At 40.6% G+C, this 15,084-nt stretch carries 18 protein-coding genes and 2 pseudogenes; 14 read left to right on the forward strand and 6 right to left on the reverse strand.

Annotation, left to right across the window (positions count from 1 at the left end):
• Window positions 1-107: 107 nt before the first annotated feature.
• From coxB to MHB45_RS05310, 6 genes are all read left to right on the forward strand, one after another.
• Window positions 108-1,190: a cytochrome c oxidase subunit II gene (coxB, locus tag MHB45_RS05285; protein WP_048684529.1), complete on the forward strand. Its 1,083-nt coding sequence runs from the start codon at window positions 108-110 to the stop codon at window positions 1,188-1,190.
• A gap of 24 nt (window positions 1,191-1,214) precedes the next feature.
• A complete protein-coding gene (gene ctaD, locus MHB45_RS05290) occupies window positions 1,215-3,086 on the forward strand; it encodes a cytochrome c oxidase subunit I (RefSeq protein ID WP_072272693.1) in 1,872 nt (623 codons plus the stop codon).
• Window positions 3,086-3,715, forward strand: coding sequence for a cytochrome (ubi)quinol oxidase subunit III (locus MHB45_RS05295; RefSeq protein ID WP_072272694.1), 630 nt, complete (start codon window positions 3,086-3,088; stop codon window positions 3,713-3,715). The genes ctaD and MHB45_RS05295 overlap by 1 nt, the downstream gene beginning before the upstream one ends.
• A 3-nt stretch (window positions 3,716-3,718) precedes the next feature.
• The gene (ctaF, locus tag MHB45_RS05300; protein WP_048684534.1) at window positions 3,719-4,054 is read left to right on the forward strand and encodes a cytochrome c oxidase subunit IVB; all 336 of its coding nucleotides are present in this window, start codon (window positions 3,719-3,721) and stop codon (window positions 4,052-4,054) included.
• Between the two features lie 138 nt (window positions 4,055-4,192).
• Window positions 4,193-5,104: a cytochrome c oxidase assembly factor CtaG gene (gene ctaG, locus MHB45_RS05305; protein WP_309247788.1), complete on the forward strand. Its 912-nt coding sequence runs from the start codon at window positions 4,193-4,195 to the stop codon at window positions 5,102-5,104.
• Window positions 5,105-5,311: 207 nt separating this feature from the next.
• Window positions 5,312-5,773, forward strand: coding sequence for a DUF420 domain-containing protein (locus tag MHB45_RS05310; RefSeq protein ID WP_048684536.1), 462 nt, complete (start codon window positions 5,312-5,314; stop codon window positions 5,771-5,773).
• A gap of 107 nt (window positions 5,774-5,880) precedes the next feature.
• Here MHB45_RS05310 and MHB45_RS05315 read toward each other — a convergent pair whose 3' ends face one another.
• Window positions 5,881-6,243: a YugN family protein gene (locus tag MHB45_RS05315; protein WP_034313973.1), complete on the reverse strand. Its 363-nt coding sequence runs from the start codon at window positions 6,241-6,243 to the stop codon at window positions 5,881-5,883.
• Window positions 6,244-6,588: 345 nt separating this feature from the next.
• Here MHB45_RS05315 and MHB45_RS05320 point away from each other — a divergent pair, with 345 nt between their 5' ends.
• Window positions 6,589-7,623, forward strand: a complete 1,035-nt coding sequence (locus MHB45_RS05320; protein WP_226990469.1) for a CAP domain-containing protein — start codon at window positions 6,589-6,591, stop codon at window positions 7,621-7,623.
• Window positions 7,624-7,757: 134 nt separating this feature from the next.
• Here the strand turns inward: MHB45_RS05320 and MHB45_RS28225 are convergent.
• Both MHB45_RS28225 and MHB45_RS05325 read right to left on the reverse strand, forming a co-directional pair.
• Window positions 7,758-7,965: pseudogene (locus MHB45_RS28225) on the reverse strand (transposase); the annotation flags it as partial.
• Between the two features lie 8 nt (window positions 7,966-7,973).
• Window positions 7,974-8,487, reverse strand: a pseudogene (locus MHB45_RS05325) (transposase); the annotation flags it as partial.
• 545 nt (window positions 8,488-9,032) lie between these two features.
• On the opposite strand from MHB45_RS05325, the gene MHB45_RS05330 reads away from it, so the two are divergent.
• From MHB45_RS05330 to MHB45_RS05345, 4 genes are read left to right on the forward strand one after another with little or no spacing between them, the layout of a single operon-like run.
• Complete coding sequence (locus MHB45_RS05330) at window positions 9,033-9,464, forward strand: YlbD family protein (protein ID WP_048684542.1); 432 nt, start codon at window positions 9,033-9,035, stop codon at window positions 9,462-9,464.
• Window positions 9,465-9,476: 12 nt separating this feature from the next.
• On the forward strand, window positions 9,477-9,719 hold the full coding sequence (locus MHB45_RS05335) for a YlbE-like family protein (RefSeq protein ID WP_034313959.1): 243 nt from the start codon (window positions 9,477-9,479) through the stop codon (window positions 9,717-9,719).
• Between the two features lie 60 nt (window positions 9,720-9,779).
• Window positions 9,780-10,205: a hypothetical protein gene (locus MHB45_RS05340; RefSeq protein ID WP_048684546.1), complete on the forward strand. Its 426-nt coding sequence runs from the start codon at window positions 9,780-9,782 to the stop codon at window positions 10,203-10,205.
• Window positions 10,206-10,265: 60 nt separating this feature from the next.
• Window positions 10,266-10,715, forward strand: a complete 450-nt coding sequence (locus MHB45_RS05345) for a YlbF family regulator (protein ID WP_048684662.1) — start codon at window positions 10,266-10,268, stop codon at window positions 10,713-10,715.
• A gap of 173 nt (window positions 10,716-10,888) precedes the next feature.
• Here MHB45_RS05345 and MHB45_RS05350 read toward each other — a convergent pair whose 3' ends face one another.
• Complete coding sequence (locus MHB45_RS05350) at window positions 10,889-11,212, reverse strand: hypothetical protein (protein ID WP_048684550.1); 324 nt, start codon at window positions 11,210-11,212, stop codon at window positions 10,889-10,891.
• Between the two features lie 138 nt (window positions 11,213-11,350).
• Here MHB45_RS05350 and MHB45_RS05355 point away from each other — a divergent pair, with 138 nt between their 5' ends.
• Entirely contained in the window at window positions 11,351-11,626 is a 276-nt protein-coding gene (locus MHB45_RS05355; RefSeq protein WP_048684554.1) for a YlbG family protein, read from the forward strand.
• A gap of 54 nt (window positions 11,627-11,680) precedes the next feature.
• Here the strand turns inward: MHB45_RS05355 and MHB45_RS05360 are convergent, their stop codons facing one another.
• The gene (locus MHB45_RS05360) at window positions 11,681-12,070 is read right to left on the reverse strand and encodes a DUF7147 family protein (protein WP_048684555.1); all 390 of its coding nucleotides are present in this window, start codon (window positions 12,068-12,070) and stop codon (window positions 11,681-11,683) included.
• A 470-nt stretch (window positions 12,071-12,540) separates the two neighbouring features.
• Here MHB45_RS05360 and rsmD point away from each other — a divergent pair, with 470 nt between their 5' ends.
• Both rsmD and coaD read left to right on the forward strand, forming a co-directional pair.
• Window positions 12,541-13,116, forward strand: coding sequence for a 16S rRNA (guanine(966)-N(2))-methyltransferase RsmD (gene rsmD / locus MHB45_RS05365; RefSeq protein WP_048684558.1), 576 nt, complete (start codon window positions 12,541-12,543; stop codon window positions 13,114-13,116).
• A complete protein-coding gene (gene coaD / locus MHB45_RS05370; protein WP_034313942.1) occupies window positions 13,117-13,608 on the forward strand; it encodes a pantetheine-phosphate adenylyltransferase in 492 nt (163 codons plus the stop codon).
• A gap of 39 nt (window positions 13,609-13,647) precedes the next feature.
• On the opposite strand, the gene ylbJ is transcribed toward coaD, so the two are convergent.
• Window positions 13,648-14,865 carry a sporulation integral membrane protein YlbJ gene (gene ylbJ / locus MHB45_RS05375; RefSeq protein WP_048684560.1) on the reverse strand — a complete coding sequence of 406 codons (1,218 nt, stop codon included), beginning with the start codon at window positions 14,863-14,865 and terminating at the stop codon, window positions 13,648-13,650.
• Window positions 14,866-15,084 lie beyond the last annotated feature (219 nt).

The raw sequence follows: 15,084 nt of genomic DNA on the forward strand, positions 1-15,084 counted from the left end.
GATTAGGGATTCTTTCTTTTTAGAAATTGACATAGAGAGAATATTCGCAATTGCGCCCATTTTTATTTTTGTGAGAAAATTTTGACGAAAGAGGGGTTTCTGAAGCTATGAAAAAAAGGCTGCACAAATGGCGCCTAATTGCTCTGCTGGGTATTGTAGGACTTGTCCTTTCGGGCTGCGGCGAACCATTTCTATCCGCGCTGAAGCCAGCTGGCGATGTTGCGCAATCTCAGTATGACTTACTGATATTGAGTACACTAATCATGGTACTGGTTATTATTGTTGTGATTATTTTGTTCGTTGTAGTTTTACTACGCTTCCGTCGGAAGGAAGGCGACGAAACAATACCGAAACAAATTGAGGGAAGTCATAAACTCGAAATTATCTGGACTGTTATTCCTATCCTTCTTTTAATTGTTCTGGCTGTTCCAACCGTCGTCACGACTTTTGACTTAGCCGACACAAAGGCAATGGATAAGAAAGATAAGGATGGAAAAACGAAGGATGCACTTGTCGTGAATGTTAGGGCAAACCTTTATTGGTGGGAGTTTGAATATCCAGACCTTGGCGTTGTAACAAGTCAGGACCTGGTTGTTCCGACAGATCGAAAAGTGTACTTCAATCTAACTGCTTCAGATGTTAAGCACTCATTCTGGGTACCGTCCGTCGGAGGAAAGATGGATACAAATACAGAAGGGGTCAATCAGTTTTTCTTAGAATTCGACGGTGAAAAGGCAGAAGATTCGAACAACTTATTCTACGGAAAATGTGCTGAACTTTGCGGTCCTTCACATGCTTTGATGGATTTTAAGGTCATAACGAAGTCTAAAAGCGATTTTGAAGCATGGACTAAAGATATGAAAGCCTCGAAGGAACCTGTCGTTGAAGGTGATCTAGCCAAACAGGGTGAAGATGTCTTTAATCAAAGTTGTATAGGCTGCCATGCGGTGACACCAAATGACAGCAGGCCTGAAGCTGCTCGTCAGGCTCCGAATCTGGCTACATTCGGTGAGCGTGAAAAAGTAGCTGGCGTATTGGATCATACGGAAGAGAATGTGAAGAAATGGATCAAGGATCCTGAGAAGTATAAGCCGGGCAACACGATGACCGGTACTTACGGTGAACTTTCGGATTCAGATATTAATGCACTGGCAGCTTATCTATTAGAGCTTAAGGTGGAAGACAAATAGAACATTGATTAAGGAGGTTAAATCGTGAGTACGTACGCTAATAAAAAAGGATTTGGCGCTACGCTTTGGGATTATCTGACGACGGTAGACCATAAGAAAATCGCCATTTTATATCTTATCTCTGGCGGGTTATTCTTTGTAATCGGCGGTTTGGAAGCGATGTTTATCCGTATCCAGCTTGCAATCCCAAATAATGACTTCGTAAGTGCCGGATTTTATAATGAAATATTGACCATGCACGGTACGACTATGATATTTTTGGCAGCCATGCCGTTGGTGTTTGCTGTAATGAATGCGGTCGTACCCTTACAGATAGGGGCACGTGATGTTGCGTTCCCATTTTTGAATTCGTTAGGTTTTTGGCTGTTTTTCTTTGGAGGAGTCTTTCTGAATCTTTCATGGTTTTTAGGAGGGGCTCCTGATGCAGGCTGGACATCATATGCATCACTTTCCCTGCACTCCGAAGGCCATGGTATTGATTTTTACGTCCTGGGATTGCAGATATCAGGATTGGGAACATTAATTGCGGGGATCAATTTCCTTGTAACCATTATTAATATGCGTACGCCTGGTATGACATATATGCGTATGCCCCTGTTTACATGGTCAACTTTCGTTGTTTCCGCATTGATATTATTCGCTTTTCCTCCGCTTACGGTAGGATTGGTGTTAATGATGTTCGATAGGATGTTCGGCTCGAATTTCTTTGATGTAGCAGCGGGCGGAAATACGATCATTTGGGAGCATTTATTCTGGATATTCGGTCACCCGGAGGTATATATCCTGATCCTTCCTGCTTTCGGTATTTTTTCCGAGATTTTCGCTACCTTCTCTAGAAAAAGATTATTCGGATATTCATCGATGGTATTTGCAACCGTTTTAATCGGTTTCTTAGGTTTCATGGTTTGGGCGCATCACATGTTTACCACTGGTTTAGGTCCTATCGCGAATGCAATCTTTGCCGTGGCCACCATGGCTATCGCAGTACCGACAGGTATTAAGATATTCAACTGGATCTTTACGATGTGGGGAGGAAGCGTCAAGTTCACGGTACCGATGCTTTATGCTGTTGCCTTTATCCCTACATTTACCATGGGTGGCGTGACAGGAATCATGCTCGCGTCAGCACCTGCTGATTATCAATACCATGATAGTTATTTCGTTGTTGCCCATTTCCACTATGTAATCGTCGGTGGGGTTGTATTGGGCTTACTGGCTGGAATCAATTTCTATTGGCCGAAAATGTTTGGAACGATGTTAAGCGAGAAATTGGGACAAATCACATTTTGGACGTTCTTGATCGGTTTCCATTTAACATTCTTCATCCAACATTTCTTAGGTCTAATGGGGATGCCTCGTCGCGTATTTACATTCTTGGACGATCAAGGCCTCAATACAGGTAATATGATCAGTACAGTCGGTGCCTTCTTAATGGCATTTGGGGTATTGGTTATGGTCATCAATATCATCATTACATCTGTTAAGAATGAGAAAGTCGGCAATGATCCATGGGGAGACGGCCGTACGCTTGAATGGGCCATTCCGTCACCACCGCCGTTTTATAATTTCAAACAACTTCCGCTTGTCCGCGGATTGGATCCTTACTGGGTTGAAAAAATGGAAGGGAAAAAGGAAATGACTCCTGCAGAACCACTGGGGGATATCCATATGCCGAATTCATCTATACTTCCTTTAACGATTGCCTTGGGTTTATTTGTTGCCGCATTCGGAGCTTTATATAATATGGATGATAAGACATGGACCCTTCCTATAATGATTGTTGGACTTTTGATCACATTCGTTTCAATGTTTATCCGTTCCGTTAAAGACGATCATGGATACCACATTCATAAAGAAGAACTTATGGACGATAAAGACAAGGGAGGTAAGGCATAATGCAAACAGATGAAAGATTCACGGATGCCACTTGGCCTGCTTCTCCCGAGAAAGCGACTTTAGAAGGTAAAAATAAGTATTTGGGATTCTGGTTGTTTCTTGGTGGAGAGACGGTACTATTCGCCTCACTTTTTGCAACTTACCTTGCATTGAAGGATAAAGTTCCAAATGGTGAAGCAGCCTTAGCTAAAGACTTGTTCGAATTACCACTGACATTTGTAGCAACCATGCTGTTATTGACCAGCTCATTAACCAGTGTGTATGCGATGTACCATATGAAAAATAACCATTTTAAACAAATGCAAGCATGGCTTGTAATTACGGTTGCACTTGGTTTTGCTTTTCTAGGTCTTGAGATTTATGAATTTAATCACTATGTTCATGAATTCCATCATACCTTTACGAGCAGTGCATTCGGCTCCGCGTTCTATACGTTAGTTGGTTTTCATGGAGGACACGTTGCTTTCGGTTTGGTTTGGATCATATCTCTAATGGTTCGGAATGCAAGAAGGGGCTTGAATTTATATAACGCTCCTAAATTTTATGTTGCGAGTCTATATTGGCATTTCATTGACGTAGTCTGGGTGTTTATCTTTACTGTCGTATACTTAATGGGAATGGTGGGATAACTGATGGCGAATGAACAATCAAATTCAGCGAACCCGAATGTCGATTTAAAATATCGCCGTAAGAAAAATGCTGAAGAGATGAAACACCAAGTGATATCATTTACACTTATGATTTTCTTTACATTACTTGCTTTTGCTGCTGTAGGAATTGAGGGTTTTTCACATTGGTTCATTAAACCAGTCATTTTGCTGCTGGCAGTTGTACAAGTGATTTTCCAATTGTATTATTTCATGCATATGAAGCATAAAGGTCATGGCACCATTGCATTGTTCTTATTTTCCGGGCTTGCAGTCGGCTTGATAACGGTCCTTGTGTTCACAACGATTGTTTGGTTATAGACCATAAAGAAAATCGGCTATTGAATGATAGCCGGTTTTCTTTATGTGATGAGCTAGAAAATGAATCCAAGTTTATCTATATTTGTTACCAGGTTTCATTTTAGATATAATGAAAGTAAGAAAAAGTTCATGAACGAGGTGATTTTTTTGTCTATTGATATTTTCGGATTTCGTGCTTTATGGAGTCCTTATTATTTTGCCGTCCTCGTACTTATAACCGTTGGCTATTTTTGGCTGGTGACAAAAAAAAGGGAAAAGTTTTCGGGCAGTTCATCGCTTTCCGTTAAACAGGCTACTTATTTTTTGATAGCCATGTTCCTTCTGTATGTTGTAAAAGGATCGCCACTGGACTTATTGAGCCATATCATGTTCAGTGCCCATATGTTTCAAATGGCACTGCTTTATCTCGTGATCCCGCCTTTATTTATCATTGCGGTTCCAGATTGGCTTATAAGAACTTTCATAAATTCAAGGGGAGTGAAGACGTTATTTCAATTTTTCACGAAACCTCTTGTCGCCCTTTTACTATTTAATGTTCTTTTCTCTCTGTACCATATCCCGTTAGTATTCGACTTTATCAAAACTGGTATGTGGTTTCATGCCGGATACACGGTCCTTTTATTTACGACTGCCGTTTTGATGTGGTTCCCGCTTGTCAATCAACTGCCGGAACGTGAAAGTCTATCAGGTGTGAAAAAAGTAGCTTATATTTTCGGCAGTGGCATTCTAATGACCCCTGCTTGCGCTTTAATCATTTTTGCTAATGATCCGATGTATGATACATTTACGAATGCGGAATCTTGGGCGAGTGCCATGGAACTTTGCGTTCCTGCTTCAGCACTGTCGGGCTTAACGCTCAGTGGCCCGGAAATGTTCAATGGACTGCCGTTGCTTGAGGATCAACAGCTTGGTGGGGTTCTGATGAAGGTGATTCAAGAAATCGTTTTAGGCTATGTATTAGGTGTCATTTTCTTTGCTTGGTTCAAAAAGGAGAATGGCGGCCAAAGTGATATCGATCCGATACCTTCGGATTTTCAGACTGTAGAATAATTGTAAGATAAAAGACTTGTCTTGGGGCGGACAAGTCTTTTATCTGCCTTTGCCTGATTTTCGAATTAAAGCAAATTGCCAGTGATTTGACTTGGCTATTCTTTAAAAGTGAGCATTCTGTTAATAATCCTTGATTTTATTGAATTTTACGATTGCCTCTTATAAAATGGTAGTTGATTAATAAATATAGAGAGGACTACACTTCATATGTCTTTACCAATCCTTCCAACGATAAGTACAGCCTTCATTGTATTAAGTGCCATCACTGTTGCAATAGGCTGGTATCAAATTAAACAACGCAAAATCGAGACCCATAAAAAAACCATGATGGCAGCTGCGATTTTTGCGGTGATCTTTTTCACTATATATCTTTCTCGGACGGTCTTCATTGGTAGTACGTCATTTGGCGGACCCGATGACATAAAAATTTATTATACGATTTTTTTGATTTTCCATATAACGCTTGCAACAACTGGAGCTGTTTTGGGGATCATCATGCTTACCACTGGGTTTAAAGGTAAATTCGCGATTCATAAGAAAATCGGGCCGGCGACCAGCATCATTTGGTTTTTCACTGGGATTACTGGAGTAGCTGTTTACATCCTGCTTTATGTGATTTATCATGGCGGCGAAACAACATCTTTAATAAAGGCGATCCTTGGATTTTAAAATGACAAAAAGCCTGGTGCAAAAAAAGCATCAGGCTTTTGTATTGAACAAAAAAGAGAGCATCACACATGATCCTCTCTCTTTGACCCACTTTTCGCTAACGGCTTTTACAGGCCGTTGAATTGTGTAAGTTCTTCTTTGATTTGAGCGAGGATTTTTTCACTTTGTTTAACTAGTGATGCAGGGAAATCCTCTCCTTCACCATATTCAACTCCGTGTGGATAATAGTGTTTTCCTAATAGAGGAACCATTAATTTGATGACGGCCCTGTGAGCGCCAACATCGCCCTCTGTAGCATAGCCAAGTATTCTCAGGTAAAACGTGCCTTCTTTTAATTCGAACTTACGATCGTAACTGACTCTTTCGTAATCCCATTGTTCTGCTCGTATTAAACCATATTGCGGCATTAGGTCATCTAGTCGGTTTAAGTCGGCTGTGATGTTTTCGATTCCAAAGCTTTCAAATTTCACGAGTAGTACCTCCTATGTTTACTATTGAGAATTAAAATGACATACCGGGAAAATATTATGTACATGAATATATTAAAAATCTCCAAGTATGTTTATAATATACCATTTTATCCTATATTTTATAATAGTACGAAATGGTTGAAGTTGCAATGAACTCAACCATTGTATTTCAATCATTCACAAAAGTTCCATTTTTTAAATAAATTTAATGAAGGGGCAGTCTATCGTAAATTAGAAAATTATGATTGAACAGTGATATAATCAGGAAAGAAAGGTTTTTGCATTGGATACATAAATTAGATAGAGAGAGGGAGTGTTCCTCTGCGCAGTTTAGGTAAGGTGTTGGTGTTAATCATTATTTTTTTCGTAATCGGTATTTATCTTAATATCGGCGATGAAGATGAAGGGAACCCTCTTATTGATGGTAACAAAGGTGTTAACCCCAATGGACATATAAATGAAAGAAGCACTTCCTCTGAAAAGGAAGGGGTTACTGAAGTGACAGAAGGTCTGGCAGTAACGATCGGGAAAAATGCAAAAGAGATAGAAAGGGAATACGGTAAGCCGGATCGAATTGATTTGTCTGCCTATGGATATGAATGGTGGGTTTATAAAAAGGACTATAATAATTATTTCCAATTAGCCGTTGAAAATGAAAAAGTGGTATCTGCTTACGGAATCGGTGATGAGGTCAATGTCGCTCCTTTTAAAATTGGACAATCGATTGATGCCATCTATTCCAGTTTATATGTGGAACCTACTGTTGATATTGAAGTTGGTCACAGTTCCTATCGTTTTGAATTGTCGGAGGAAGATATGAACATGAGGCCGTTAATTGATTTAGGGAATATTAATGTTCAGCTTTATTTGGATAAATTCACGGGGACTGTTTCAAGCATCCGATTTTTGAATGATTCCGCCCTATTGAAACAAAAGCCATATGAGTTGACCTATCATGGTGAACTTGTGACAGTTAAGGACCTTTCAGATGAGGACATGGCGAAAGTGGAAGATGGAAATGAGCAGCAAATATTCGATATTACGAATATCATGCGCAGCAGATTTGATTTGAAGCCTTTAGAATGGGATGCCGCTACTGCGGAGGTTGCTTACCTTCATAGCCGGGAAATGAAGGACACCCCTGAAGGAACCCATGTTTCTGAAACAAAGGGGGATTTGGAAAATCGTCTTGATGCAGGTCATGTGAAATACAGGGCGGCCGGTGAAAATATAGCAGCCAATTATGTGGATGCAGCTGCAGTCATGGAAGGTTGGCTAAATAGCAAAGGGCATCGGGATGCGATGCTGAGCGAGGAATTTACAGGTCTGGGCGTCGGGGTATATAAAAAGTATTACACCCAGAATTTCATAAAGAGATAAAAAAATGGACCCGGTTTGGGTCCGTCTCAGTTTGTAGACAAAAAGGGTTCGGAATTAAAAAATTCCGAACCTTTAATATTCCCTTTGAAATTTTGACCAAAGGTTAAGAGATTTAAGCACTTCGAGCCACTATGTTATGCCATTTTAGGACCTTGCCATGTCCACGTGGCCATCTTCTTTATTTATGGCAGCGAAAGTAAGCATCGCATGCATCGGCAATTTTTCAAGTCCCCTTAAAGTAGTCCATCGCATACCATGCTTTTCTTTTGCATCTGCGAATATACGCTCAACCGTTTCTTTGCGTTTCGCATATATAGATTTTATATCTTGATGAAGACGCAATGATCTGCTTCTTCCTTATCAAATTTATCTAGTGGAAAAGGCTTCTTTCCATGGTTTTCACGATCTTGATTTATTTCATCTGGAAGACGTCATTGATATGCTCGTGTTTCTATGCGTACGATTTTCTTTTCAATTTGCGCTTATTCGCATTGGCTTTCACATGTGTGGAATCGCGAATACGTGTTCAGCGCTTATTAACTTTCTATCAGCAGCTGTTATTAAGGTGCGATAGAAAATCTGTTCAAACGGGTCTGTATCTTTAAAACGTCGCTCATAATTTTTCAGAACTTTGAGAAGTGAGGTGCTTATTTAAGAACCAACGGTAAGCCATATTTTTTTCAGCTTCTTCAATCGCTTTACGCATGGAACGAATAACGAAGGTATATTGAATGAATGACAGTTTAACTAAAATAACTGGAACAATACTGCGCGTCCTACCTCTGAATACATACCTTTCACCAAGTCATAAATGAAAGTGAAGTCAATGGAAGCCTCACTGACCAAATGGTTCGCCGGCACCAGTTAATCTAAAGTAATCATTACAAGTTGATCTCGAATGGAAATATGTTTCGAAAGCATCCTCATCACTTCAAGTTTTAATAGATCTATTTCAAAACAAAAGACTGTAGGCTAAAACATAGTTGATTGGAACGGCAGGTGCGAGACTCCTGCGGGAATAGCGAGTCCAAGGGAGACCCCACAGGCGCAAGTGCGCCGAGGAGGCTCCCGGACCGCCCGCGGAAAGCGAGTGCCTGAAGTGGAAATCAACGTCGAAATTTGTACAAGCAAAAAAATGTAGACAAACTCGTTTTTCATCGAGTTTGACTACAGTCTGAAATGGACCCGGTTTGGGTCCGTTTTCTTGTTGTGGATCATATTTTTAAATTGAAAAAGGTCCCAACCATTTGCATTCCCCTCGATGAGGATCGTTTGCTAAAGGAGGTTTTTACATAACGAACTTGGACTCCGCTTCCACACCCCATTGCATTTGAAAAGGAATTTATGCACTTTTTATCTACCTTTAGCATATGGTGCAATAGGCGATGTCTAAGTGTGAGGTGAGAGTAATGGCAAAAAGAAAGCGGCCCTCCGTGGATGGATTTCGGGAGTTTGTAAAGGAACATCCTCATTTAGTGAATGAAGTGAGAAGCAAACAAGCAACATGGCAGGAACTTTTTGAAGAGTGGTATTTACTCGGAGAAGATCATCCGCGCTGGCAGGCTGACGGCAGTGTGGGTGAGCCCAAAGAGGATACAGGATCTCCATCACCGCCGGTTGAAAAGGGAGACCAAAGCACTGAGTTGATCGGTTCGTTAATGAGTGCCGTTAAAAACATGGATATGGGGCAGATTCAACAATATATTACGAATGCCAATCAGGCCATCGGTGCAATCCAAGGAGTGCTATCTGCTTTCCAAGGGAATAAATCAGGTGATACCAGTCCTCCCCCAAAAGAAAAAGAGCAGAGAGCTAACCCTTTTTTATTCACCAAAGATTAAGGAGGGTTTTTCATGCGCCAGAATATATATGAATTCATTCAAACAAACGAAGATATGCGAAATTATTTGAGGGTTCAGCCTGCATGGTACAAAAGATTAATGCGTAATCCACATGAAGTGGATGTGTTTGAAACCGAAGCTAAATATTATTTTGAGAAGTCGATTCCACATCGGGTCTCTAAATTTTCGGAAAGCGTTCAGGTTGCCTCAATGATGCTTCATATGTTTCAAGCGATGAATGCTCCAAGTGAATGAAGAAAATAAGAGTAAATTACTCCTTTTGGCGAACAATAAAAGCAAAAGGGGGACGATGGAATGAGAAAGTTGATATTGGCTCTAACAGTGTTGATGGCAGCGACGGGTTGTGGCAAGAAAATACCCGAACCTGAAAACTCAGGAGTAGCCATACAAGGTGTATCTACACTAGAGGCTGCCACCACTGTATCGAGCATCAAAAACTCAGATGAGGACTTTCGGGTAAAAACATTTGTAAAAGGCAACTCCGTCTACGTTGAGTGCTACTTGAAAAACTATGGTTTTTCTGAATCAAATCCTGAACAATTGGCGACTGTGTCCGTATTTATTGATAATCAAAAGAAAGTCGATATGAAAACGGCAGCATTTATCGTAAAGGATGTCCCGAATGGCATGCATAAGATAAAGCTGGAGATTTTGAATGGTGCAGGTGAAAAAACAGGGCTGCAAAAAGAGATTGAGGTACATATCACTTCCTCGATTTAATCAAACCATTAGCATCTAAAAGGGAGAAATGGTAAAATGGTTGTGGAGGTGAGCTTGTTAATGCTTGCTACTATGGAAATCATCGACATTTTACATCAGGCTGATGGATTAGCTGAAATGATCCTTCATTCTGAAATAGGGGAAGAATACCTCCTTAGTTTATATAAATTACAAAAGGACAAAGAGGCCCAGCGGATAATTTCCAAGTTTACTTCGCTTAAGGATCTATTTGAAGATGTTCAAAGGTTCGGTAAATATCATCCGGATTATAAACGCATTAATTTAGAAACGAGGCAAGCTAAACGAGACATGGATATGCATCCTGCCGTTGCAAGGTTTAAGCGGGCGGAGACCGAGTTGCAATCCGTTCTTGATGAAATAAGCGGAAGAATTGGCCGAGCTGTTTCTGAACAGGTCAAAACCCCGGCTGGGAATCCATTTTTTGTTTCATCCGGCGGATGTTCAACGGGAAGCTGCGGAACCGGGGGAAGTTGCGGGTGCTCTGCTTAAGGTAATGGCCAGATTGGGAACATTCAGGGCCGGTATATAACATGCAGCCATCGAAATTCGACATTAATACGGAGTTCGGTGGCTGTGTCATGTTTGGAACCTCGCCGAGACATGGTCATGAACCGATGCATGTTCTTTCATTGTACATATTCCGGATACGTGGCAAAAAGCGATTAACTGCGATATAAAATACAATCCGGACAAAGGTTGCCGCAGCAAAACATCTTTTGCTGCGGCACATAAAAACGATGCCGGAATACATATAAATGTTCTTCCTGCCGTACGAAAATGGTTTCACAATGAAGCTGCTTGCCACGCATTGAAAGGCTTGCGGCTGTTTTTATTAAGAGAGAAAGCTTACCATCATCATTTGGTGCCGGATGATAATGGATATATATAAAGGGGATTCCTGTGAACTTTTTTATCGAAGCTTGGGTAATTTCATCATTATCCAATAGATGATCAATAAATTGATGCCAAATTTGGTTTAAATCCATCGTTTGTTTGGCTCCCTTCACAGTGTATATATTCATAATAGTGAGAGAATTTTGTTTATAATCTTTTTTTCTTGGTTGAAAGTAAAGATTCTGCTATGCTACACTTAGTTAAAACCTTTATAAAAGGGAGTTATTGATATGCTTGGAGCGAGACAGGGAATCATCGTCTATTTACATACATTGAAACAAGCCAAAATGCTTAGGAAATTTGGAAATATCCATTATGTTTCAAAAAAGTTGAAATATGTCGTGCTTTATACGAATATGGATGAAGTGGAACCACTGGTGGAAAAACTGAATAATTATTCGTTCGTTAAAAAGGTGGACCTTTCTTACAAGCCTTTTTTGAAGGTGGAGTTCGAAAACTCCAAACCGGATAAAGCGAAAGAATATGATTATAAAATGGGAATTTGAAAAAAGCTGACTCATGCGGAGTCAGCTTTTTCATTTTCAGGGCAGCAACATCTTTCAACCTAATGGCGGCAGATATCTATTCATTCGCAAAATGCCGATTAAATGCTGGTAGTACAACTCGATTTCTGCAAAGAGCACCGAAGGTTTCACGTCGATTTCAATAATTGGCCTATCCAGTTCCTCAGCCAAGTTCTCAAAAAGTTCATAGCGTTTGTTTTTGGTGGCATGTGGGTTAGGGATACCTTCACGGCAAATGTAAAGCGGCTGGAATTTCCCGGGATCTGTGGGCTCCATGATGATGACCAATGACGTTACCTTTTTATCATTTATAGTAGTATGCATGGCCAAGAGCCTTGCAACTCGATGTTTCTGATTGCGGCCTACTTCCAGCAACTCATATATATCGGAATATCCTTGTCCAATTTCAATAAAACGTTGAATCAATTAAACCTCTCCTAACTAACTTATTATTCATTACTTTATCATTATCCCTCATAAAAGAGAAGGACAACTTCATTGACGAATGATGATAAAGGAAATTAGAAATAAGTGGTTTATCAATAAAAAAAGCCCTGCAAAAATATGCAGGGTCCTTCTATGTCTAACTAAGGACCAGAAGGCAAAGGGAGAGGAGAAACCGGAGGAAGAACTTATGGGGAAACGTAAGCCTTCTCCGCGGTTGGCAACAACACCTAAAAAGGAATGTTGTTATTCACATTATTGCCAAAAACCACTTTATTATTCAACATGTAAAAGATTTATAAAAAGAATGGATATCTACTATCCGTGGTACGAAATGTTATGTTCTTTTCATCATTGAAATGAAGCCAAATGGGTTTAAATATTGGCTAGCTTTTTCTAATATGTTAGGATAGGAAAGTAACAGAAATTTGTCATAAAATGTGGTGAGAATGATGAGGGTCGTTTCCGGAATTTGCAAAGGAAGACCACTTAAGGCTGTACCGGGTACAGGAACCCGGCCGACTACTGATAAAGTCAAGGAATCCATTTTCAACATGATTGGTCCTTATTTCGAAGGAGGGCTGGTCCTCGACTTGTTTGCCGGAAGCGGTGGACTGGGAATTGAAGCGTTAAGCAGAGGCATGGAAAAAGCCATATTTGTCGACCGGGATTTTAAAGCAAATCAAACGGTTAAGGCTAATTTGGAACTATGCAAGTTTTCAGACCGTGCAGAAGTTTATAAAAATGATTCAGAACGTGCATTAAAGGCTTTGGTGAAAAGGGAAATGACTTTTGAATTGATTTTTCTTGATCCACCTTATAAGAAACAAAAGCTAGTTGAGATTCTTGAAGAAATACATAAATACCGATTGCTGAACGATATGGGATACATTGTTTGTGAGCATGGCCATGATGTTACTTTGCCAGAAAAAGTTGGTGACTTTACCGTTAAGAGAAAAGAAGTTTATGGCGTCATTGCCGTTACGATTTATCAATGGGGAAACGTACACGAACAGGGGGAACTATGAATGTCCAAAATAGCGATTTGTCCGGGGAGTTTTGATCCAATAACATTTGGTCATCTTGATATCATTCAAAGGGGAGCGAATGTTTTTGATGAGGTATATGTGGTCATCGTGAACAATTCAGCGAAAAACTCTCTTTTTACAGTGGAGGAGAGACTGGAACTGATTACTGAAGCGACTGCCCATATGCCGAATGTTAAAGTGGATTTCTATCAGGGATTGACGGTCGACTATGCTGAAAGCGTTTCCGCGAATGCCATCATCAGGGGATTGAGGGCGACTTCAGACTTTGAATATGAAATGCAGGGAACTTCGATGAACCGATTCCTTAACAATAAAATAGAGTCATTCTTTATCATGACGAAAAATCAATATTCTTTCTTGAGTTCGAGTATCGTGAAAGAGGTAGCGAAGTATGGCGGGGATATTTCCGAACTAGTGCCAAGTGTCGTCCAGAAAGCTCTGGCCAAAAAATACGAGGAACTGAAAGGATAGAAAAAAGAGCATTGCCAACGCGCAATGCTCTTTTTTGGTTTACGAAAGGCCTTTGAATAACCTTTTGGTAAATATGATGATGTATAGGATCAAAAACACGAGTGTTAGAATGGGACCTATTTCAAGCATGCTTTGATATAGGGAATTCGCGTGGTCACCGGATCCGCTGACCGGGAATGCGTTTATCGGGCTGCCGCTGTACATTTTGCCTTTATAGAATGGTTCCCAAAGCAGGACGGTGATAATGGATGCAAGAAGGCCATGTGCAATCCTAGCCAGAAAAAAGGGAGTGAAACGAATGTCCGTTGCGGCAATGATGCTGGCAACTTGCGCTTGAATGCTGAACCCGTTGAAAGCTAAGATGAAACTTGTCATCACGGTTTGCTGAAAGAGTGTCGCCTCTTCGACCGTGCTGGTTAATTTTGAACCTAGAGTCATTTCAAACATACCTGATATGAAGGGAAGGCTTAAGGAATCCGGGAAATTAAAAATATGTAGAATTCCTCCGACCCCAGATGCTAGCAATCCGGTGATGTTCATATGAAATAAAAGCTTGTTCACCACAGAAAAGAGAATGATGAACCCCCCGATCATCAATAGGGTTTGGATGGATGAGAGTACTGCATCTCCAAGTAAACTGCCAAATGGTCTTGTTTCTTTTATTCTGGTTCGATGCATTTGACTAAAGGCTTGTCTTATGGAGGGGAGCTTGGTCAGTACTTTTGCATGGGATTTTTCTTCTTTCCAACGGTAAAAACGCATGATGATGCCTACACAAATATTTCCTAGGTAGTGGGAAAGTGCAAGGATGATCCCTAAATGAGGGTTGTGGAAAAAACCAACGGCAACGGCAACGAATAGGAACAATGGATTGGATGAATTAGTAAAACAAACGAGTCTTTCAGCTTCAATGCGGGTCAATTGTTCTTCCTGACGAAGCCTTACAGTGAATTTCGCCCCGGCTGGAAACCCTGATGCAAGCCCCATCGCCCAAACGAAACCTCCCACTCCTGGTACACGGAATAAGGGACGCATAAATGGTTCGAGCATGACACCGATGAACCTGACAACCCCAAAACTGATTAATAACTCCGAGAAAATCAAGAAAGGCAGAAGCGAAGGGAAAACAATTGTCCACCAAATATTCAGTCCGCCTTTGGAAGCTTCAAAGGATTCTTGGGGGAAGATGATCAAGCCAACTGCCATCATCGTGACGGAGGTAGCTAACAGTACTGTTTTAGATTTTGATTTTAGCAAAATTCAGCCTCCTCTTGAAGGTTACTAAATAAGGGCAGTTCGTTTCGTATATAATAAAATATGAACTTCTTTTTCTCGAAAGTAAGCGCATGATGGAATAAGGATTGTACCGACATGTAAAGAGGTATGATCCGCACAATGGAATTTCCGCGCAGCCCTTCACTTACATTGGCTGCATGGAATATATCTGCCATGCTTGTTTCACTGTCAATATAAATA

Source organism: Peribacillus sp. FSL K6-5616, assembly GCF_038008245.1.
Classification (GTDB): domain Bacteria; phylum Bacillota; class Bacilli; order Bacillales; family DSM-1321; genus Peribacillus; species Peribacillus frigoritolerans.